Annotated in this window: 17 protein-coding genes; 12 read left to right on the top strand and 5 right to left on the bottom strand. The window is 55.7% G+C overall.

Annotated features, from left to right (window positions below):
• The first annotated feature begins 19 nt into the window (after positions 1–19).
• A complete protein-coding gene (locus AC2FND_RS12545) occupies positions 20–907 on the top strand; it encodes a LysR family transcriptional regulator (protein WP_496770062.1) in 888 nt (295 codons plus the stop codon).
• A gap of 130 nt (positions 908–1,037) precedes the next feature.
• Here the strand turns inward: AC2FND_RS12545 and AC2FND_RS12540 are convergent, their stop codons facing one another.
• The 4 genes from AC2FND_RS12540 to AC2FND_RS12525 are packed head-to-tail and all read right to left on the bottom strand — an operon-like array spanning position 1,038 to position 4,148.
• On the bottom strand, positions 1,038–1,811 hold the full coding sequence (locus AC2FND_RS12540; protein WP_209506799.1) for an ABC transporter permease: 774 nt from the start codon (positions 1,809–1,811) through the stop codon (positions 1,038–1,040).
• Entirely contained in the window at positions 1,808–2,560 is a 753-nt protein-coding gene (locus AC2FND_RS12535) for an ABC transporter permease (protein WP_496770061.1), read from the bottom strand. Before AC2FND_RS12535 ends, AC2FND_RS12540 begins: the two co-directional genes overlap by 4 nt.
• A gap of 8 nt (positions 2,561–2,568) precedes the next feature.
• Positions 2,569–3,342, bottom strand: coding sequence for a transporter substrate-binding domain-containing protein (locus tag AC2FND_RS12530; protein WP_496770060.1), 774 nt, complete (start codon positions 3,340–3,342; stop codon positions 2,569–2,571).
• A gap of 29 nt (positions 3,343–3,371) precedes the next feature.
• Positions 3,372–4,148: an ABC transporter ATP-binding protein gene (locus AC2FND_RS12525; RefSeq protein ID WP_480508214.1), complete on the bottom strand. Its 777-nt coding sequence runs from the start codon at positions 4,146–4,148 to the stop codon at positions 3,372–3,374.
• Positions 4,149–4,243: 95 nt separating this feature from the next.
• Here AC2FND_RS12525 and AC2FND_RS12520 point away from each other — a divergent pair, with 95 nt between their 5' ends.
• The 7 genes from AC2FND_RS12520 (at position 4,244) to AC2FND_RS12490 (ending at position 13,162) form a co-directional block, all read left to right on the top strand.
• Positions 4,244–4,882 (top strand): TetR/AcrR family transcriptional regulator, encoded by a 639-nt coding sequence (locus tag AC2FND_RS12520; RefSeq protein WP_209506803.1) that lies wholly within the window; start codon positions 4,244–4,246, stop codon positions 4,880–4,882.
• Positions 4,883–4,890: 8 nt separating this feature from the next.
• The gene (locus AC2FND_RS12515; protein ID WP_496770059.1) at positions 4,891–6,078 is read left to right on the top strand and encodes a pyridoxal phosphate-dependent aminotransferase; all 1,188 of its coding nucleotides are present in this window, start codon (positions 4,891–4,893) and stop codon (positions 6,076–6,078) included.
• Positions 6,075–7,673 carry a 5-guanidino-2-oxopentanoate decarboxylase gene (locus tag AC2FND_RS12510; RefSeq protein ID WP_496770057.1) on the top strand — a complete coding sequence of 533 codons (1,599 nt, stop codon included), beginning with the start codon at positions 6,075–6,077 and terminating at the stop codon, positions 7,671–7,673. The genes AC2FND_RS12515 and AC2FND_RS12510 overlap by 4 nt, the downstream gene beginning before the upstream one ends.
• A gap of 15 nt (positions 7,674–7,688) precedes the next feature.
• Positions 7,689–8,471, top strand: a complete 783-nt coding sequence (locus tag AC2FND_RS12505; RefSeq protein WP_496770055.1) for a dimethylarginine dimethylaminohydrolase family protein — start codon at positions 7,689–7,691, stop codon at positions 8,469–8,471.
• Positions 8,472–8,876: 405 nt separating this feature from the next.
• On the top strand, positions 8,877–9,896 hold the full coding sequence (locus AC2FND_RS12500) for a putative 2-aminoethylphosphonate ABC transporter substrate-binding protein (protein ID WP_496770053.1): 1,020 nt from the start codon (positions 8,877–8,879) through the stop codon (positions 9,894–9,896).
• Positions 9,897–10,028: 132 nt separating this feature from the next.
• Positions 10,029–11,144, top strand: coding sequence for a putative 2-aminoethylphosphonate ABC transporter ATP-binding protein (locus AC2FND_RS12495; RefSeq protein ID WP_267365559.1), 1,116 nt, complete (start codon positions 10,029–10,031; stop codon positions 11,142–11,144).
• Entirely contained in the window at positions 11,141–13,162 is a 2,022-nt protein-coding gene (locus AC2FND_RS12490; protein ID WP_496770051.1) for a putative 2-aminoethylphosphonate ABC transporter permease subunit, read from the top strand. The genes AC2FND_RS12495 and AC2FND_RS12490 overlap by 4 nt, the downstream gene beginning before the upstream one ends.
• 27 nt (positions 13,163–13,189) lie before the next feature.
• On the opposite strand, the gene AC2FND_RS12485 is transcribed toward AC2FND_RS12490, so the two are convergent.
• Positions 13,190–14,080, bottom strand: a complete 891-nt coding sequence (locus tag AC2FND_RS12485) for a LysR substrate-binding domain-containing protein (RefSeq protein ID WP_496770050.1) — start codon at positions 14,078–14,080, stop codon at positions 13,190–13,192.
• Positions 14,081–14,200: 120 nt separating this feature from the next.
• Here AC2FND_RS12485 and AC2FND_RS12480 point away from each other — a divergent pair, with 120 nt between their 5' ends.
• The 4 genes from AC2FND_RS12480 to pbfA all read left to right on the top strand — a co-directional run bounded on the left by AC2FND_RS12480 (position 14,201) and on the right by pbfA (position 19,577).
• Entirely contained in the window at positions 14,201–15,388 is a 1,188-nt protein-coding gene (locus tag AC2FND_RS12480; protein WP_496770049.1) for a 2-aminoethylphosphonate--pyruvate transaminase, read from the top strand.
• 18 nt (positions 15,389–15,406) lie between these two features.
• On the top strand, positions 15,407–16,651 hold the full coding sequence (phnA, locus tag AC2FND_RS12475; protein WP_496770047.1) for a phosphonoacetate hydrolase: 1,245 nt from the start codon (positions 15,407–15,409) through the stop codon (positions 16,649–16,651).
• 3 nt (positions 16,652–16,654) lie between these two features.
• On the top strand, positions 16,655–18,118 hold the full coding sequence (phnY, locus tag AC2FND_RS12470; RefSeq protein WP_496770045.1) for a phosphonoacetaldehyde dehydrogenase: 1,464 nt from the start codon (positions 16,655–16,657) through the stop codon (positions 18,116–18,118).
• 106 nt (positions 18,119–18,224) lie between these two features.
• Positions 18,225–19,577: a (R)-1-hydroxy-2-aminoethylphosphonate ammonia-lyase gene (gene pbfA, locus AC2FND_RS12465; protein WP_496770044.1), complete on the top strand. Its 1,353-nt coding sequence runs from the start codon at positions 18,225–18,227 to the stop codon at positions 19,575–19,577.
• Positions 19,578–20,265: the final 688 nt, after the last annotated feature.

Below are 20,265 nucleotides of genomic sequence, written 5' to 3'. Positions count from 1 at the left end.
CTGACGAAGGAGCGCTGCGTTGGATACAATTGACACGATGCGGGCATTTATGGCGGTTGCTCATGACGGCTCGTTCACCGCCGCGGGGCGGCGGCTGGGCCTGTCTACAAGACTGGTCAGCAAGTATGTTGCCCAGTTGGAGGCAAAACTTTCGACGCAGTTGTTCAACCGGACAACCAGAAGCGTTTCGTTGACGGACGTCGGCATCGCGTACCTTGAACGCTGTCGTCCGATCGTGGAACAAATCGACGAATTGGAGGACCTTGTTCAGGAACGGCAATCGGCGCTGGCCGGGCCGATCCGAATAACCGCACCAACCGGGTTCGGCAGCATCAACCTGACACAGGCTTTGGCCTTGTTCCTGCGGGCGCATCCCAAGGTCGATATTGACCTGAAACTATCGGACTCGCGCGTGGCGCTTGTTGAAGAGGGGTTCGATCTTGCCATTCGGATCGGAGTGTTGCGGGATTCGACCCTGATTGCGCGGAAGCTGTCGAACATGCCGCTGATCGTTTGCGCGTCGCCTGATTATCTGGCGAAAAGGGGCCGTCCGGGTGATCCGATGGCACTGGCTACACATAACTGCCTGATTGACGAAAATCCGGCTGACGCAACAGCATGGAGGTTTCGAGCTGGGACAAGGGATATTGCGGTCAAGGTGGCCGGGATGTTTCATGCCAATGCCCCGGCGGCGATTGCCAACATGGCGATTGCCGGGCTGGGTATCGCGCGTTGCCCGCACTATGTGATTGCCCGCAGTCTGGAAGAGGGTGCCCTGGAGCACTTGTTTCAGGACTATGAAACGGAAAACTTCGGCCTCTATGCACTCTATCCACCCAATCGTCACCTGACGGCCCGGGTGCGCGCGTTGATTGATTTTCTGGCGCAGCATTTTCGATCAGGCTGAGGCTTCGCACCTGAACCAGGAGGTAAAACCCAGTCACAAAATTCGCGCTGCGCTCTCAGCAGGTTGCGTTGTTTGTGTCTGCACTTGTTGTGAATGCAGCAATTTTTGGTTCACTGTTTTTAAGGCTGGGTTACCGTGCGGGCACCTGCAACTCTATGTGCCGGAACAGCAGAGAAATGAGGCCCGCGATGATCAGGTAAATTAGCGCCAACAGCAAAAGCGGCTCGTATACCACGAACGTATCCGCTCGAACTCTGGAAGACACGGCGTAAATTTCAACCACGGTAATGGTCGCGACCAGCGGGGTTGCCTTTAGCTGCAGGATGGTCTCGCCACCGAGCGTCGGCAATACACTGCGAATAGCTTGAGGAAGCCAGATCCTGCGAAACATCGTAAAGCGCGGCATGCCAAAGGACTGCGCCGCTTCAAGCTGGCCTTTTTTTACACTGGCGAATGCGCCGCGCATGATCTCGCCCTCATAGCCTGCGTAGGATAGGGTAAGAGCCAAAACTGCATAGGGCCAGGCCTGCCTTAGATAGGGCCACAGTTCACTGCCGCGAATCCAAGGGACTTGAGGGAAGAGTGATCCAAGCCCGTAGTACAAAAGCCAAATTTGTAAGAGGATCGGCGTGCCTCGAATGATGGTGCAAAACACGCGCGCCGGGACCGACAGATACCAGGGCCCAATCGCCTGCGCGAGGCCAAGCGGGATCGCCAGTAGAAACCCGAGCACTGTGGTGACGACAAGCAGCCAGATGGTTCTCCACAAACCTTCCAGAGCCAGCGGTGCATAGGTCGGAATCCAATCCCATCGTAACGAGAGTGCGCACCAGATTACGAACGCCGCAAACAGGGCCATCAGCACGATCCGGTGCGGTTGCATGAGTGCCCGCCAGTTCATCATCGGCTTGCTACCTTCAACGAAGGTTGCCCGCGGCGGGCCCATTTCTCGATCCGGCCAAACACGACGCCGGAACACAGGGTGACGATCAAATAAAGCGCACCGGCAGCAAGGAAGAACGTGAAATATGCGCGCGTGCTTGCAGCGGCCTGGCGTGTTTCCAGCGTTAGTTCGCTGAAACCAACGATGGCAAGCAAAGCAGTGTCTTTGGTGGCGATCAGCCAAAGATTGGCCAGCCCCGGTGTGGCAAAGGACATCATCGCGGGGATCGTGACACGCCGCATAAGCATGAATGGCGGCATACCAAAGGATCGCGCCGCCTCAATCTGCCCTGAGGGTACCGCCTGGATAGCCCCGCGCAACACTTCGGTCGCATAAGCCCCCTGAACGATGCCCAATACCCAGATACCAGCTACAACGCCGCTGATTTCAACCCGGCCATAACCCATTGCCTGTGCGGCCTGATTGATCAGGTCGGTCCCTACATAGTAGAGGATCAGGATAAGCACCAGTTCAGGTACGGCGCGCATCACGGTTGTGTATATGGCGAGAAGGTCGCGGGTGACCGGTCCGCCATATAGTTTCCCATAGGCCCCGAAAAGCCCGATGATCAGTCCGAAACCGAACGCGCCAAGTGCGATCTGCAACGAGTGAACGAGGCCACGCAGGAGATTACCGCCCCAACCCGGAGGGGTTAGGGACAGCAGCTCCAAGCTTTGGGCAAGCCCCAGGCTTTCGAGGAGCGCTTCCACGACGAAGCTTATTCGCTGTAGATGCTGGTCGTGAAATAGCGCGAGGTAATTTCCTCATGCGTACCGTCGGCAAGAATTGCCGCGATTCCCGCATTCAGTTTTTCACGCAGCGCGTCGTCACCCTTGCGAACACCGGCGCCGACGCCACGGCCCAGAATTGCCACGTCGTTCGCAACCGGGCCCTTGATTTCGCAGCAGGCACCGGTGTCGGTTGCGACAAAGTCAGCCATGGCAATGCTGTCCGCTTGAATCGCGTCGATCCGACCGGCGAACAAGTCCTGATTGGCCTCGTCCTGGGTTTGGTAAACTCGGATTTCTGCGGCATCTTTGAAGTGTTCGTTCGCATAGGCCTGGTGGATGGTTGATGCCTGCACGCCGATGATCTTGCCAGCCAGAGATTCCGGCGTTGGTTCGATGTCCATCGACTTGTCGGCGACGATCACTGCCGGTGTGTTGTAGTAGGGATCGCTGAAATCGATGGTTTTCAGGCGCTCTTCGGTGATCGACATCGACGCCATCAGAGCGTCGATTTGCTGACCGGTCAGCGACGGGATGATGCCGTCCCAGGCAACCGGTGTGATCACGCAGTCAAGCTCGGCCGCGGAACAAACCGCGTCAATCACCTCGATTTCCCAGCCGACCCAGGTGCCCGAGGAATCGAGTGAGGCAAATGGGGGGTAGGGTTCGGCGGCAATCCCGATTTTTACTTCTTCTGCACTGGCCGTTCCGGCGCTGAGCATTGTCGCAGCCACACCTGCTGCAATTAGGTTTCTTTTTATCATTTTAGTCTCCCTGTCATGATTTTGTTTACTCAGCCGACTGATTTCAGGAATTGCTTCAGCCGAGCGGATTTAGGATTATCAAAAAGCTCGTCAGGTGGCCCCTGTTCCTCGATTTTTCCTTCGAAAAGATACACAACGTGGGTCGCAACCTCACGCGCAAACTTCATCTCATGGGTCACTATCAGCATGGTCCGGCCCTCGGCGGCGAGATCCCGAATGACGGTCAATACCTCGCCGACCAGTTCGGGATCCAGTGCGCTGGTGGGTTCGTCAAACAACATCACACTGGGATCGACCGCCAGCGCGCGCGCAATCGCTGCACGTTGCTGCTGACCACCTGAAAGGAACGAAGGGAAGGTGTCGGCCTTGTCGCCCAAACCCACGCGCTCCAGCAGTTGATGCGCCCGTTTGATTGCCTGGTCACGCGGCACTTTCAAAACGTGAACGGGCACTTCGATGACGTTTTCCAACAAGGTGCGATGAGTCCAGAGGTTGAAGGCCTGGAATACCATCGCCAGCCGCGTGCGGATACGCTCAAGCTGACGCCGGTCTTTGGGCAACCCGTCAGGGCGCATCGCGATCGTTTCACCGTTTACAACGATCTCGCCAGAGCTAGGCGTTTCAAGGAAGTTGATGCAACGAAGGAACGTGGATTTTCCGGAACCGCTGCCTCCGATGATGGCGACGACATCACCCTGATGGGCAGTGAGCGAAACGCCCTTGAGAACCTCAAGCGAGCCAAAAGACTTGTGCAAGTCAATGACCCGAATGGCCTCATCCGGCTTGGTCTCGGGGTCAACGTTCATTTGTTGTTTCCATCCCTATCCACCATTTTTTCCTTGCAGCTTTAGCGATTCCCCACAATTATGCAACTGTATAATTGTAATATCTGGAAAGAATAATGCCGGATCACGTAACAAAATTTAGGCGCGAACCAGCAGAGCAGCGTAAAGAGTCGTTGATTGAGGCTACGTTGTCTTTGATTGCCGAGCAGGGTTTGCAAGGGGCAACCGTTCGGGCGATTGCTGATCGGGCGAATGTGACTCAGGGTCTGATCCGGCATCATTTTTCTTCGAAAGAAGACCTGATTACAGCAGCTTACGACTATCATATGCGGCGAATGACCGCCATGACTGCCGCGCAAAGTGCTGAACCAAATGACTCCGCCAGATCACGGCTGGCGACGTTTGTAGTGACCGGGTTGACCCATCCCGTGGTCGACCCGGACTGGGTTTGTCTGTGGGCGGGGTTTCTGAATAAAACGCGCAAAGATACCAAAATGCAGGAGATCCACGAGCAGACCTACCGTGATTTCCGTGATCGGCTAGAAGCGCATATTTCAGATGCTCTGCAAGAGGCGGGTATGCCCCCAAAAAGCTGCCACCTAAGACGAATGGCCATCGCTTGCAACGCGGTGATCGACGGACTGTGGATGGAAGGTGGCGCCCTGCCAAGCGCTTTCAAAGCGGGCGAATTGCCAGAGATTGGGCTCGACTCAGTCGGATCAATCATCGGTTTGGACTTAACGGTTATTGAGTAGGATTGAAGATGAAAGAAACAGCGATAACCGAACGCCTGTCCGGGTTGGGTGGCGCAAAGTGGGAAGTGCATCTCACAGCTCAACGCCGTGTTGCAGAAGGGCAGGACATCATCGAATTGACGATCGGTGAGCCTGACGTTCCAGCACCTACCAGACTTGTGGACGCGGCTGTGAACGCCCTGCATCAGGGTCGAACGACCTACTCGAGTGGACGCGGTGAAGCCGGGCTGCGTGCAGCATTGGCAGAGCGCTACTCCGATAGGTCCGGCCGGGCGATTTCCGATTTGCAAGTGTTGTGTTTCCCAGGGACCCAAACTGCGCTTTATGCCGTACTAATGGGTGTTGCGGAAACCGGTTGTGAAGTGCTGGTAGGTGATCCGATGTATGCGACCTATCAAGGTGTAATCCGCGCCAGTGGGGCAGACGTCGTGCCTGTTCCTCTGCGACCGGAGAACGGCTTTCGGATTGCTGCCGATGACATCGCCGCTCGCATCACCCCGAAAACCTCTGCCATATTGCTCACAACGCCACACAACCCGACGGGTTCGATCCTAACTAAGGCAGATCTGAATGCTATCGGGCAGCTGGCCATCGATCATGATCTCTGGATCATTTCAGATGAGGTCTATGAAGAGTTGGTTTTCGACGGAAACGAATTTGTTTCGCCCCTGTCCCTGCCAGAGTTGTCTGATCGGGTCATTGTGGTGTCATCCATATCAAAATCGCATGCCGCCCCTGGATTCCGCAGCGGATGGTGTATCGGCCCCGAGACATTTGCAGAACGCCTTTTGCCTCTGTCTGAGACCATGCTTTTCGGCAATCAACCCTTCATCGCGGACATGACCGAAATGGCCATTCGCGAGGGATCGGATGTCGCGGCAGGGATGGCGCAACGCTTTGCCAATCGCGCGCGCATCTTGCAGGACAGGTTGTCGACTGAAACGCGGCTGCGTGTTCATCGTCCTCAGGCCGGCATGTTCGCGATGATCGACGTTTCGGCGACCGGACTGAACGGCAACGATTACGCATTTCACCTGCTGGAACATGGCAAAGTGGCTGTAATGCCGGGCACATCGTTTGGCGGCACAGTGGATGACTGGGTGCGTATCGCACTGACGGTGGATGACGCGGACTTTGCTGCGGCTTGTGACCGGATCATCAATCACGCGAACCAGTTGCAGTTGGAGAACGCATGACAAGCATTGGTGAGGCGTTGGTGTCCCAACTGGTTGCGCGCAACGTAGATACTGTCTTTGGTATTCCTGGCGTACATACGGTCGAACTGTATCGGGGGCTTGTATCCTCTGGTATCCGCCACGTCACCCCCCGGCACGAACAGGGCGCGGGGTTTATGGCGGACGGGTATGCCAGGGTGTCCGGCAAGCCCGGCGTTGCATTTGTTATCACTGGTCCAGGTTTGACAAATACACTTACTGCGATGGGGCAGGCCAGGGCAGATAGTGTTCCGATGCTTGTGGTCTCTGGGGTGAATACGCTGTCCAGCCTTGGTAAAGGTTTAGGACACTTACACGAGTTGCCGGATCAGAGGGCGATGGCGCGGACAGTCGCGTTGCGGTCCGAGCGCGTTGAGGGCTCGGATGATTTGCTTCCGGCCATGGATCGGGTCTTTCGACCGTTCCAATCGGGACGCCCGGGGCCGACGCATATCGAAATTCCCTTGGATATTGCTGGGGATCAGTATGTTGAAACAACGGTAGCGCCCGGATCTCTGACCGAAAAACCAGAAGACATGGCGCTAATTGACAAAGCTGTCAGCCGATTGGCCGCAGCCAAGGCTCCGGTGCTGTTGGTCGGTGGCGGTGCGCGTCGGGAAAGCGCGGCAATACGTTTGCTGGCGGAACGTTTGGATGCGCCGGTCGTGCAGACCGTAAATGCGCGCGGGCTGATGTATGGTCATCCACTCAGTGTGCCGGCAAGCCCAAGTCTTCAGGCTGTTCGCGATTTGATTGAAGGATCAGACGCGATACTGGCGCTGGGAACTGAACTGGGGCAAACGGACTTTGACATGTACGCAACCGGAAACATCGCCAGTATGTCGTCCCTGATCCGGGTCGACCTCTGCCCCGACCAAATGCGTCGCCACGAAGCCGAAGTCGCAATTGTTGGCGATGCAGGCGTTGTAGCCGCTGCGATATTGGAAGCTTTGGGTCCTGCGACCGCATCCTTGAACGGCGCACGACGTGCCAAAGCGGCACGCCGCGACGCTTTTGAAGAGATCGGTGCGGATATGCGCGCGCTTCACGACATTCTCGTTGCGATGCGCAGGGCCGTTCCAGACGCGATCATGGTAGGCGATTCCACTTATCCGATCTACGCGGGCAATCTCTACTTTGACCATGATCGTCCTGGTGGTTGGTTCAATGCGTCGACCGGGTTTGGCGCACTTGGATACGGCATACCCGCAGCGATCGGCGCGTCGCTGGCAGCGCCGAATGCATCTGTGCTCTGTATCTCTGGCGATGGTGGGGCACAGTTCAGCCTGCCCGAGTTGATGACCGCAGTTGATGAAAACCTGCCGATTACTTTCGTTATATGGAACAATCACGGCTATCAGGAAATTGCGACCTCGATGCAAGCTGTCGGGGTGACCGTTCTTGGGTGCGAACCAACACCGCCTGACTTTGAAGGCGTGGCCCGCTCCTGCGGGATGCCGTTCTGGCGGATCGGGCCGGATGCAGCAGAGGTGGCGCAAGCTTTGACTGCTGCGCAGTGCCATGAAGGCCCACGACTTGTTGAAATCCGCGCACCTAATCAATCACACTCCTCATAAAAAGCGAGAACGGAAATGACTGACCCGACTTTTCAGTTTACGCGGGCGATTACGCGCCGCCCGGCTGCAACCATCACCATGGGTTTGCGTGCAGAAGATATCGGTACACCAGATTTGGACGGGATGCTGGCGGCACACGCACACTATGTAGCAACGCTGAAGAGCACCGGTGCCGAGGTGATTGAACTGTCACCGCTGGATACGTTCCCGGATGCAGTGTTTGTCGAGGATACAACCCTTTGTCTGCCGCAGGGCGCCGTTATGATGCGCCCAGGGGCACCCAGCCGCATGGGGGAAGTGGCCGAGATGGAACCAACTATTCGCTCGGTTTACGACGACGTGCACCGTATCAAAGGACCGGGCCATATCGAAGGTGGGGATATCCTGGTCACTGGCCGCGAAATCCTAGTTGGGCGTTCGGATCGCACTGACGCGGCTGGTGTTGCCGAACTGACCGACATCGTTTCGAAATGGGGCCACACCGTGCGTGAAGTGTTCACACCGCCGGGTGTACTGCATTTCAAAACGGATTGTTCTCTGTTGGATGGGGAAACCATCCTTTCAACCAAGCGTCTGGACGATTCAGGATGTTTCGAAGGGTACCGCGTTTTGCACGTAGCCGAAGGTGAGGAAGCAGCTGCGAACTCGATCCGGTTCAACGAGCTTGTGCTGGCCCCGGCTGGGTTCCCACGTACAGCAGAAATGTTGCGGAAAAACGGCTACGAGGTCGTAGAAATCAACAACACCGAATGTGCAAAACTGGATGGCGGAATGTCATGCCTATCTATTAGATTCTGAAGGCTTTGTACGTTACTTAATCCTATGCCGATCGCAATTGATGGTCCTGACAAAAAAGTCAGGGCCATCGGTTCAGAATTGAGGCATCTGATTTATTAGGCAACTACATCAAGTAGGCGTAAATCGCGTTCAGTTCCGAACACTTGGGATATAGTGGTCTTCCGGGATGTTTGTGGCGGAACCAGTCTTGCCCATTCACGCTTCTGCTCACGCTCCCCCGCAAAACCTTGTCTGGTCTCTTTGAAATTCACAGTCAAATTGATCCATAGGGCTGGCTTATGGTTTTGAAGGTATAATCGATTTTTCTTGACACCTTATTCTGTCAAAATGCCAATGCTAAAATGTGAATGTAACGCCGCACAAGAATGGCGAACCTGTCGAACAATTCACCAACAGAGGAAAACAATGAAACACACCACATCATTTCTCGCAGCTTTGGCCGTCGGCGCACTGACCGCGACGGTAGCGGCATCGGAAACAGAATTGACAGTTTACACCGCCGTTGAGGCGGAGGATCTGGCACGATATGCGGAGACGTTCAACCAGAGTAACCCTGATATCAAGATCAACTGGGTTCGGGACTCGACGGGGATCATCACCGCGAAGCTGCTGGCTGAGCGTGACAACCCACAGGCGGATGTGGTCTGGGGGTTGGCTGCGACCTCTCTGCTGCTGTTGAAATCCGAAGGGATGCTGGAGCCTTATGCCCCGGCTGGCGTAGACAAGCTGGATGCGAAATTCGTCGATGGTGACAACCCGCCTGCCTGGGTTGGCATGGACGCCTGGGTTGCCTCGGTTTGCTACAACACGGTTGAGGCGGAAAAGGCCGGGCTGAAGCCGCCCACTTCGTGGAAGGACCTGACTGATCCGATGTACAAGGATCAGGTGATCATGCCGAACCCGAATTCCTCGGGCACGGGGTTCCTTGATGTGTCCAGCTGGCTTCAAATGTTTGGCGAAGAAGGTGGCTGGGAATACATGGATGCGCTGCACGAGAATATTGCGCGCTACACCCATTCCGGCTCGAAGCCTTGCAAACTGGCGGCGGCGGGCGAGATCCCGATTGGTATTTCTTTTGCGTTCCGTGGGGCGAAGTCCAAAGCTGATGGTGCACCGCTGGAAATCATTGTGCCTTCGGAAGGCGTCGGCTGGGACATGGAAGCAACCGCAATCGTTGCCGGTACCGCAAATCTGGAAGCCGCGCAGAAGCTGGTGGACTTCACTGTCACCAAAGAGGCCAACGAGATGTACAATACCGGCTATGCGGTCGTGGCGTATCCCGGCGTTGCAAAACCGGTTGAACACTTCCCAGAAGGTCTTCTGGATGCGATGATCAACAATGATTTCGAGTATGCCGCCAACAATCGCGCGGCAATCCTGAAGGAATGGCAGTCTCGCTATGACGGAAAGTCTGAAGCGAAATAATTCCATTGGCAGGAGGGGCTTTTGTGCCGCTCCTGCCCGCCACTCTCTTGTTCCCACCAACACAACCAACTCACCCGGCGCGCACCGGCCAGGATCGGTCGTGCCCGAGGTGCAGATGTGAGGACCTCTCCCGTGCTTCAGAAAACACCACCCGGTGAACTGTATCTCAGCATCCAGAATTTGTGGAAAGCGTTCGGCAGCTTTCTGGCACTCAAGGACATCTCTCTTGAAATCAAAGAAGGTGAATTCATTTGTTTCCTTGGCCCGTCCGGCTGCGGCAAGACCACCTTGTTGCGGGCGATTGCCGGGCTGGATCTGCAGACCAAGGGTACGGTTATGCAGGATGGCAAGGACGTCTCCAACCTGCCCCCGTCCGAGCGTGATTTCGGGATTGTGTTTCAGTCCTATGCGCTGTTCCCGAACCTGACGATCGAAAAGAACATCGCGTTTGGCCTTGAAAACACGGGCCGCAGCAAGTCGGATATCGCAGTTCGGGTGAGCGAGCTGTTGAACCTTGTTGGTCTGCCGGATCAGGGCAGGAAATACCCGGCACAATTGTCCGGTGGCCAGCAGCAGAGGATTGCGCTGGCCCGCGCCATTGCAACCAATCCCGGTTTGCTGCTGCTGGACGAACCCCTGTCGGCGCTGGACGCCAAGGTGCGCGTTCACCTGCGGCATGAGATCAAGGAATTGCAGCGCAAGCTGGGTGTGACCACCGTGATGGTGACGCACGATCAGGAAGAAGCGCTGGCCATGGCCGACCGCATCGTGGTGATGAACCACGGGGTGATTGAACAAGTTGGATCGCCCACGGAGATCTACCGCGAACCGGCCAACCTGTTCGTGGCCGACTTTATCGGTGAAATGAACCAGATCCGATCTCAGGTCACCAAAGGCGGGCGGTTGAGCGTCGGGGAAAAGACCTTTGCCTGCCTCAGCCACACGTTCAATGATGGCACCCCGGTCATCGCAGCCATTCGTCCCGAAGACATCATCCCTCATGAAGCTGGTTATCTTGACACGGGCGGCAATCGGAACTGCATCGAGGTCACGCTTGATGAAATGGAGTTTCTGGGCTCGTTCTGGCGTTGCCGCCTGAACAACGAGCGGTTCGGATCTTCTGAACTGATCGCGGATTTTTCGATCAACGCCGTGCGTCGTCTTGAGCTGGAAGAGGGGTGCAGCATGGTGATCGAGCTTCCCGAGAACCGCCTGATGGCGTTTGACCTTCCGGAGGCTGCGGCATGAGCACGATGTCGACCAATCACGACACATTGCCTGTCGGACCGGATATCAGGCCCAGGCTCAGCCGCGATGACATCCTGATGCGCGGAAGCATGATGGTGATCGCGCTCTATCTGATCGTGACACTGGCGCTGCCGCTTTACACGATGCTTTCCAAGTCCTTCTCGACCTACCGGGTCGAGCTGTCCCAGTATGAGTTTCAGGTCAGTGATGAAGCGGGTGTGTTTGACGGAACGATCCTGACGGCTGACGAACTGAACAGGCAATTGGGGGTGTATTCCGACACCGATCTGACAACCGGCTCGGACGGGCGTTTGCCGGTGACCGGGTTCTTTCCGGATTTCAGCTTTCGCAGCCCGGTCATGTACCAGATGCGGAACACGACGGAGGCCGGGCGCTTTCTGGTCGGGTCGACTTTGAACGAAGGCACCGATTGGGTCGAGCTTGATTCCAACACGTTCCGCCGGGTGCAGATGCGGCCGGTTCAAGCGCGGGGTCTGGGCAACTTCATCAACTACTTCTCAACCCCGGCCCTGTTCAACTCGATCAAGAATTCCCTTTGGATTTCGGTTGTCAGCACAATCGTTACGGTGACGCTGGCGTTCTGGTTTGCCTATGCGCTGAACCGAAGCTGCATGCGGTTCAAGGGGGTCTTTCGCCTGATCGCGATGGCGCCGATTCTGGTTCCCTCGCTGCTGCCGGGCATCGCGCTGGTCTACCTGTTCGGCAATCAGGGGATGATCAAGGAGTTGCTGTTCGGTGCCAGTATCTACGGCCCCATAGGCATCGTGATCGGATCGGTCTTCTTTACCTTTCCACACGCGTTCCTGATCATATCGACCGCGCTTGCGATATCGGATGCGCGGTTGTACGAGGCCGCTGTCAGCTTGCGCTCAACCCCCTGGCGGACATTCTGGACCGTCACCATACCCGGCGCGCGCTATGGACTGATTTCAGCAGCCTTTGTCGTGTTCAACCTGGTGATCACCGATTTCGGCCTGCCAAAGGTGATCGGCGGCCAGTTCAACGTGCTTGCCGTGGATATCTACAAACAGGTGATCGGCCAGCAGAACTTTGAGATGGGCGCCGTGGTCTCGGTGGTTCTGGTCATCCCCGCAATTCTGGCTTTTGGTATCGACCGGATGGTTCAGTCCAAGCAGGTGGCGTTGCTTTCTGCGCGTTCGGTTCCATATCAGGCAACGCCAAACCCGAAAACCGATCGCATATTCCTGATCTACTGCAGCTTAATCGGCCTGTTCATAGTTGGTCTTCTGGCCGTGTGTCAGTTTGCGGCGCTGATCAAGTTCTGGCCCTACGATCTGAGCCTGAGCCTCAAGAACTACCAGTTCGACAAGATGGATGGCGGCGGCTGGGGGTCGTATTTCAACTCGATCAAACTGGCCTTCCTGACGGCGGTGATCGGCACGACGGTTGTCTTCTTCGGTGCGTATCTGGTGGAAAAATCGAACGGTTTCAAAACCGGGCGGTCGATCTTTCAGATGTTCGCCATGCTACCGATGGCCATCCCGGGCATGGTTCTGGGGCTGTCGTATATCTTCTTCTTCAACAACCCGTCCAATCCGTTCAATGCGATCTACGGCACCATGGCGATTTTGGTGATTTGTACAGTGACGCATTTCTATACCGTATCGCACCTGACGGCGGTCACCGCTCTCAAGCAGATGGATAAAGAGTTCGAGTCGGTGTCAGCCTCTCTCAAACAGCCAACAATGAAGCTGTTTGCCCGCGTGACGGTGCCGGTCTGCCTGCCTGCGGTGCTGGACATCTCGATTTATCTGTTCGTCAACGCGATGACGACCGTGTCGGCGGTTGTGTTCCTCTACTCACCCAAAACCACACTCGCGTCCATCGCGGTGCTGAACATGGATGATGCCGGGGACATCGCACCCGCAGCTGCGATGGGCATGATGATCTTCTACACCAACGCAGCCGCCCGGATCGTCCACCTGATTGCGTCAAAAGGCATTCTGGCCCGCACACAGGCCTGGCGCAGCAGGTAAGCCCTACAAAACTCAAAGCCCCGCAGGTCACATATCAGCGGGGGTTTCTTTCTCCTTAAGCACCCGCTCAGCAAAGTCCATAAACGCCCGTATGATCTTGACGTCGCGACGCTGGGAAAGTGAGATCATGCTTTCACCCATTTGCAAGTTCACACCCTTCAATTTGATTTGCTGCAATCGATTATCGTGCCCGTATTCCGCCTGAGATACAAAACCGATACCCGCACCCGAGGCAACAAGCTCGCGAACGGCCTCTCGGCCTTCTGCAACGATAGCTGGGTTTAATCTGATGCCGTGTTTCTCGGCTGCATCCTCTAGTTTCTCGCGTGTTTTTGACCCGTGCTCTCTGAAAATCAGGGGCAATTCGGCCAACTCTTCCAGGGATAAGGTCGGTTTGGATGCCAAAAGCACGCCCTGGGCAGCAAAGGCCACAATTTCAGTGGACCCCAAATTCAATACGTCCATGTCCTTGCCAGGAGACAGGCTGCCAACAACACCGATTTCCGCATTGTAAGACCGAAGCTCCTCCAGAATTTCTTCGGTGTTGCCGGATCGTACGGTGATCGTAATTTTCGGGTATTTCTTTTGGAACGAACCTAGAAAAGACGTCATGTGATGCGCTGAATCGGCAATGATTCTTAATTCTCCATCAATCGCGGCTTTGGTTTCAGAGAGATAATCCTCAATCTGATCTTCGATCTCGAAATACTGTTTCGTGAATCGGTAAAGCTGTTCGCCTTCGGGCGTTAAGTTCACGCGTTTTCGTTCACGCTGGAACAACAACAGGTCGTGATCCTGTTCCAGTTTTCGAACCTGTTCGGAAATCGCTGGCTGGGTCAGATACAAAGCCTCTGCCGCACGGGAAAATCCACCATGTTTGGCCACGTAATGAAAAGCTTTCAACTGGCTGTGTCGCATAACGGTTTCCTGGATATGAATGCATAGGCTGCGCTTATTAATGGATTGATAATTGCAATTTCACATATAGCAACCGTTACTGCAAATGTGTTCCTGAAAACGCTGTTCTGGAGCCTGGTAATGACGCCATCCATACCCAAAATTGAGCAACCGCGACTTGGCGAACCCTACCTTCTGACACCCGGTCCTTTGACAACGTCCTACGCGGTCAAAGAGGCCATGTTACGCGATTGGGGAAGCTGGGATGACGATTTCCGCGCCATGACGCGGGAGGTGCGATCAAGCCTGCTGAACCTGCTTGGCGAGGGCGCTGACGAATTTGATTGTGTGCCGATGCAGGGCAGCGGATCGTTTTCTGTCGAGGCGATGCTGGCATCCTTTATTCCGCGGGACGGAAAGGCGCTGGTGTTGGCCAATGGTGCTTATGGGCAGCGTTCTGCCCAGACGCTGCAGTACCTGGGTCGTGATCATGTCGTATTGGACAAGGGCGATTACCTGCCGCCAAGGGGTGACGAGGTGGCGCGCATTCTCGCGGATGACCCGGACATCACGCATGTCGTCGCCATTCATTGCGAAACCAGTTCGGGCATCCTGAACCCGGTCGAGGAGATTTCAGAGGTCACATATGCGGCCGGGCGCAAGCTTTTGATCGACTCGATGTCCGCATTTGGAGCGATTGAGCTCAAACCCACTGAAATCCGATACGAGGCGATGGTGTCTTCGGCGAACAAATGCATCGAGGGCGTTCCGGGTTTTGGGTTCATCGTGGCGCGCAAATCCGAGCTGGAAGCCGCAAAAGGCAACAGTCATTCGCTGTCTCTGGATGTGCATGCCCAATGGGCGCACATGAATAAAACGGGCCAGTGGCGGTTTACCCCACCAACGCATGTGGTCGCCGCCTTCATCGAGGCGCTTCGAGCGCACACCGCTGAAGGAGGTGTTGCAGGTCGCGGCGCCCGCTATAGCCGCAACCGGGACGTCATGGTCGCAGGCATGCGTGAACTGGGTTTCGAGACGCTTCTGGATAATCGTTGGCTCAGCCCGATCATCGTCACGTTCTTCTGCCCCGCCGATGAGAAGTTCGTATTCGATCAGTTCTACAAACTGATGAAGGACAAAGGGTTCATTATCTACCCGGGCAAGCTGACCGTCGTCGACAGTTTCCGCGTCGGTTGCATCGGTCAGATGGACGAAGATGTCATGCGTAAAGTTGTGATCGCTGCAAAAGAATCTCTGGAAGAAATGGGCGTGACAAGCGCTGCTCCCCCTCTCCGGGCACTGGAAGAACGCGCCAAGTTGGCTGCATAAACATCAAGGAAAACACAGATGACCATTCAAACCCCTGTCGAAGCAAATGAGCGTGTCTACCCGACGCCGAAGGTGCCCGCGATTGCCATCTGTCTTGATGGATGCGAACCAGAATACCTCGACGTGGCGATTGCGAAAGGGCTGATGCCCAACCTTAAACGAATGCGGGAGGAAGGTACGGACCGACTGGCGCATTCCGTTATCCCGTCATTCACCAACCCCAACAATCTTTCGATTGCCACCGGGCGTCCGCCGATCGTGCATGGAATCTGCGGCAACTACCTTATCGATCCCGATACTGGTGAAGAGGTGATGATGAACGATGTCCGCTTCCTGCGCGCGCCGACCATCTTCTCGCAGTTCTATGATGCAGGTTTCCGCGTGGCGATGGTAACCGCCAAGGACAAACTTCGCGCGCTGCTTGGTGCCGGGCTGAAGTTTGACGAGGGCAGGGCGGTTGCATTCTCTTCTGAGCGTTCGGGTGAAACGACGCTTGAAGAACATGGCATCGACAATGCCAGCAAGTGGTTGGGCATGGTTGTGCCCGAGGTATACTCGGCCGAGCTGTCGGAATTCGTTTTTGCTGCTGGCGTCAAGCTGCTGAAAGAGTTCAAGCCCGACGTCATGTATTTGTCGACCACCGACTATATCCAGCACAAGTTTGCACCCGATCAAAAGGGCGCATTGGATTTTTACGCCATGTTTGACCGCTATCTGGGCGAGTTGAACGCATTGGGGGCCGCCATCGTGGTGACGGCTGATCACGGCATGAAGCCAAAGCACTTGGCAGATGGATCCCCTTCGGTCGTCTATGTGCAGGATCTGATGGACGAATGGCTGGGCAAGGATGCGGCACGAGTCATCCTTCCGATCACTGACCCCTATGTCGTGCATCATGGTGCACTGGGTTCGTTCGCGACCGCTTATCTGCCGGATGGCGCGGATCAGGGCGACATCATTGCCAAACTCAAGGCGACCAGCGGCATCACTCATGTTCTGACCAAGGCCGAGGCGATCGAGCAATTCGAATTGCCAGGCGACCGCATTGGCGACATTGTGATGGTTTCTGGTGAAAACATCTGCATCGGCACGTCCGAGCACCGCCATGACCTTGCGGCCCTGAAGGAACCGCTGCGCAGCCATGGTGGTTTGACGGAACAAGAAGTTCCCTTCATCGTGAACCGTGTCATCGACCTGCCGAACCAACCCGTGCTGCGCAACTTTGATGCCTTTTTCTACGCAACTACAGCGGCGGCACAGTAAGCCATGAAAGACCAGACCATGTCGAAAATCGAAGTTCGTAACGAAGGAATGCGGATTGGTGGCGAGATCGTCTTTACCGATGAAACTATTCCCGTTCTCTACCCGTACACAAACGAAGTTGTGGGTCATGTTCCCGCCGGCACCGCAGAACACGCACGCAGGGCTTTCGAAGTCGCGGCGAATTACAAACCTAAACTGACCCGGTACGAGCGCAGCCAGATTCTGCAGCGCGCAGGCGAGCTGATCGGTAAAAAACGCGATTATCTTGCGAAATGGCTGACGTTGGAGCTGGGCATCTGCCACCAGCATGCGATCTACGAAACCAAACGCGCACAGGATGTTTATCAGTTTGCGGCGGCTGAGGCGCTAAAGGACGATGGCGAGATCTTTTCCTGCGATCTGACCCACAATGGCAAAGCCCGCAAGATTTTCACCACCCGAGAGCCGGTGAAAGCAATCAGTGCGATCACTCCGTTCAATCACCCTTTGAATATGGTCAGCCACAAAATCGCGCCATCGATTGCGACCAACAATTGCATGGTTTGCAAACCTACCGAACTGACGCCGCTGACCGCGCTGACATTGGCCGACATACTTTACGAGGCAGGCCTGCCGCACGAGATGTTCCAAGTGGTGACCGGCTGGCCGGCTGACATTGGCGATGAGATGATCACCAATGAACATATCGACATCATCACCTTCACCGGGGGTGTGCCGGTGGGCAAGTTGATCGCTGAGAAAGGCGTCTACAAGCGGCAGGCGCTGGAACTTGGGGGTAACGATCCTCTGATCGTTCTGAATGACCTCAGCGATGCGGATTTGGACAAGGCCGCAACAATCGCGGTGGCGGGGGCTACCGGAAACTCCGGTCAGCGGTGCACGGCGGTCAAGCGCATCCTCGTGCAGGAAAGCGTGGCCGAGAAGTTCGTACCACTGGTTCTGGAGAAGGCCAAGAAGATCAAATTCGGCGATCCGCAGGACCCCGAAACCGAACTGGGGTGCGTGATTCACGATAAAGCCGCAGAGATATTCGAAAACCGCGTTCTTCAGGCTGAAAAAGAGGGTGCAGAAATCCTGTATCACCCGGGCCGTCAGGGCGCATTGCTGCCGCCTATCGTCGTCGACAAGGTTCCCCATGACAGCGAGCTGGTGATGGAAGAAACTTTCGGTCCTATCGTGCCAATCGTACGCGTGCCAGACAACGATGAAGAGGTGATGGCGATCTCGAATTCGACCGAGTTCGGCCTGTCTTCGGGGGTATGCACCAATGACCTGAACCGGGCCATCGCCTTTATCAACGGATTGAATGTCGGCACCTGCAACATCTGGGAACAGCCGGGTTACCGCATTGAAATGTCACCCTTTGGCGGCATCAAGGACAGCGGAAACGGGGTGAAAGAGGGCGTTATCGAGGCGATGAAGTTCTTCACCAACGTCAAAACCTATTCGCTGCCCTGGCCCAACTAAACCTTGCGTCCTTTCCCCACAAACGGGAAGGGCGCCTCAATTCCTCCCTGATACTGGCGGGTCTTTTGGGGCCCGCATCTTTTGATGACAGAAACGAGGAGCGGACATGCCACAGTTTGTCCACACGGAAGGGGAATCAAACACATCCGAAGCGCGCAAGGCATGGTTGCGAAAGTCCATGGGACCGAAGTCGACACCTCTGGTCAAACGCGATGCGGATGTGTTCCTGCATCAATCTCTGTCATCACCCTGCGTCAGCACTATTGCAAAGGCCGAGGGGATCTGGATCGAAGATATGGAGGGTCGCCGGTACATGGATTTCCATGGCAACTCGGTGCATCACATAGGCTACGGGCACCCGCGTCTGGTAGCCGCAATCAAGGCACAGCTTGACGATCTTCCTTTCGCGCCCCGCCGCTTTACCAATGATCCGGCAGTGGATTTGGCGGAAAAACTGGCAGATATCGTGCCTGGCGATCTTGGGAAAATGCTCTTTACCACCGGCGGTTCTGACGCCAACGAGGTTGCCCTCAAGATCGCGCGCGCCGCTACCGGCCGGTTCAAAACGATCAGCTTCTGGGATGCCTTCCATGGTGCGGGTTTCGGCGCGGCAAGCGTCGGTGGCGAGGCGACGTTCCGCAGCCATATCGCTGGCCCTCTCTTGTCAGGTACTGAACATGTCGCGCCTTTCGCCTGTTATCGGTGCCCCTACAATCACGCGGGACCGGAAACCTGCGGGTTGGCCTGCGCGAAAATGGTCGAATATGTTCTGGAGCGTGAAGGAGATGTGGCGGCGGTCATAGCTGAACCCATGCGCGCAGTGCCCTATGTGCCACCACCGGGGTTTTGGAGATCCGTGCGCGAGGCGTGCAATCGTCACGGCGCGCTATTGATCATGGATGAAATTCCAACCGGCCTTGGCAAGACCGGCAGGATGTTCGCCTTTGAACATGACGAGATCATTCCCGATATTGTGACGCTTGGAAAAGCGCTTGGCGGTGGTATCCTACCCATTGCAGCCTGTGTTGCCCGCAAACAGCTGGACGTCTGCGGAGATTTTGCCATTGGTCATTACACGCACGAAAAGAACCCGGTCACTGCACGGGCCGCTTTGACAACACTTCAGATCATCGAAGATGAGGGGTTGGTTCATCGGTCGGCCACGCTGGGGGAGCACGCAATTAGTCGTCTTTTGGACGAACTTCAGAACGTTCCCACCGTCGGAGACATCCGGGGAAGGGGTTTGATGTTCGGGGTCGAAATCGTCGATGATCGCGCCGACAAAACGCCGGGTAATGCGCGTGCCGAGCGGATTTACTACGCCTGTCTGGAGGCTGGTTTGAGTTATAAGATCAGTCAGGGATGCGTTCTGACATTGTCGCCGCCGCTGACCATCTCGCAATCGGATCTGGACCACGCAATCGACATTGTGGTTGCTGCGATCAAGGCCGAGAGTTGACGCGTCGGAACAGTCAGTCTCAGCTGTTGTGAAACGGGGCTAGCCGGGACAGCATCGAAGGTTCCAAAGTACGGTTTGCGAATACGAGTTCGATGGTGCTCGGCGTACAACGGATTTTGGGTTTGGCCGATGGCGTTGTAATATCCAAATGCACTTAGCCCTCAAACGCCGACAAAGCGACGGAGAAAGGCAGAAACTTCAATTCGGACATTGGCGCAACTGAAACAGACCAAACTGGCGGAATTTCAGAAACTCAATATCAACAGAGCGGGGTCTTTCATGGTACCGAATGTATTTCAGAAGCTGAAAGACCTTTTGTTACTGCGCTCTATAGACAGCAGGCCGTCGTCTTTGCAAAAAAATGTGAAAAAAGATGCAGATCAACAGGCGACTACATTTTATCTGCCATAGATAATTCGGACTGACTATGTCGGCTAAGTCATTAGACTGCCTGTCAGTCTGGCCCTGTTTCATAAACCAGATGATGGACGCGTTTTGGCCCTTCCCCGGACAGACGTATCCCACAGACTCCGTGGCCGGGATGCCGAGCGCGGTGTAGCCGTTCAGGACGGCGATGCGGTCCTGGATCGTATGCGTCCGCTGGAGGAGCAATCCGTTGTTTGAGAGCGGTCAATCAGATGGTAGCTTTTATTGTTTCCTGGAGACAAGCGGACAGTTGCGCTCGGTC

This window comes from Ruegeria sp. BHSB056 (assembly GCF_059613305.1).
The sequence above is the reverse complement of the archived record's forward strand: the minus strand, read 5'-3'. Positions and strand labels throughout refer to the sequence as shown.

What these genes read in the sequence shown, in the direction of transcription:
- AC2FND_RS12500 (WP_496770053.1), top strand. Translation starts at nt 8,877, where the DNA reads ATGAAACACACCACATCATTTCTCGCAGCTTTGGCCGTCGGCGCACTG.
- AC2FND_RS12505 (WP_496770055.1), top strand. Translation starts at nt 7,689, where the DNA reads ATGACTGACCCGACTTTTCAGTTTACGCGGGCGATTACGCGCCGCCCG.
- AC2FND_RS12510 (WP_496770057.1), top strand. Translation starts at nt 6,075, where the DNA reads ATGACAAGCATTGGTGAGGCGTTGGTGTCCCAACTGGTTGCGCGCAAC.
- AC2FND_RS12530 (WP_496770060.1), bottom strand. Translation starts at nt 3,342, where the DNA reads ATGATAAAAAGAAACCTAATTGCAGCAGGTGTGGCTGCGACAATGCTC.
- AC2FND_RS12520 (WP_209506803.1), top strand. Translation starts at nt 4,244, where the DNA reads ATGCCGGATCACGTAACAAAATTTAGGCGCGAACCAGCAGAGCAGCGT.
- AC2FND_RS12490 (WP_496770051.1), top strand. Translation starts at nt 11,141, where the DNA reads ATGAGCACGATGTCGACCAATCACGACACATTGCCTGTCGGACCGGAT.
- pbfA (WP_496770044.1), top strand. Translation starts at nt 18,225, where the DNA reads ATGCCACAGTTTGTCCACACGGAAGGGGAATCAAACACATCCGAAGCG.
- phnY (WP_496770045.1), top strand. Translation starts at nt 16,655, where the DNA reads ATGAAAGACCAGACCATGTCGAAAATCGAAGTTCGTAACGAAGGAATG.
- AC2FND_RS12515 (WP_496770059.1), top strand. Translation starts at nt 4,891, where the DNA reads ATGAAAGAAACAGCGATAACCGAACGCCTGTCCGGGTTGGGTGGCGCA.
- phnA (WP_496770047.1), top strand. Translation starts at nt 15,407, where the DNA reads ATGACCATTCAAACCCCTGTCGAAGCAAATGAGCGTGTCTACCCGACG.
- AC2FND_RS12480 (WP_496770049.1), top strand. Translation starts at nt 14,201, where the DNA reads ATGACGCCATCCATACCCAAAATTGAGCAACCGCGACTTGGCGAACCC.
- AC2FND_RS12525 (WP_480508214.1), bottom strand. Translation starts at nt 4,148, where the DNA reads ATGAACGTTGACCCCGAGACCAAGCCGGATGAGGCCATTCGGGTCATT.
- AC2FND_RS12485 (WP_496770050.1), bottom strand. Translation starts at nt 14,080, where the DNA reads ATGCGACACAGCCAGTTGAAAGCTTTTCATTACGTGGCCAAACATGGT.
- AC2FND_RS12540 (WP_209506799.1), bottom strand. Translation starts at nt 1,811, where the DNA reads ATGATGAACTGGCGGGCACTCATGCAACCGCACCGGATCGTGCTGATG.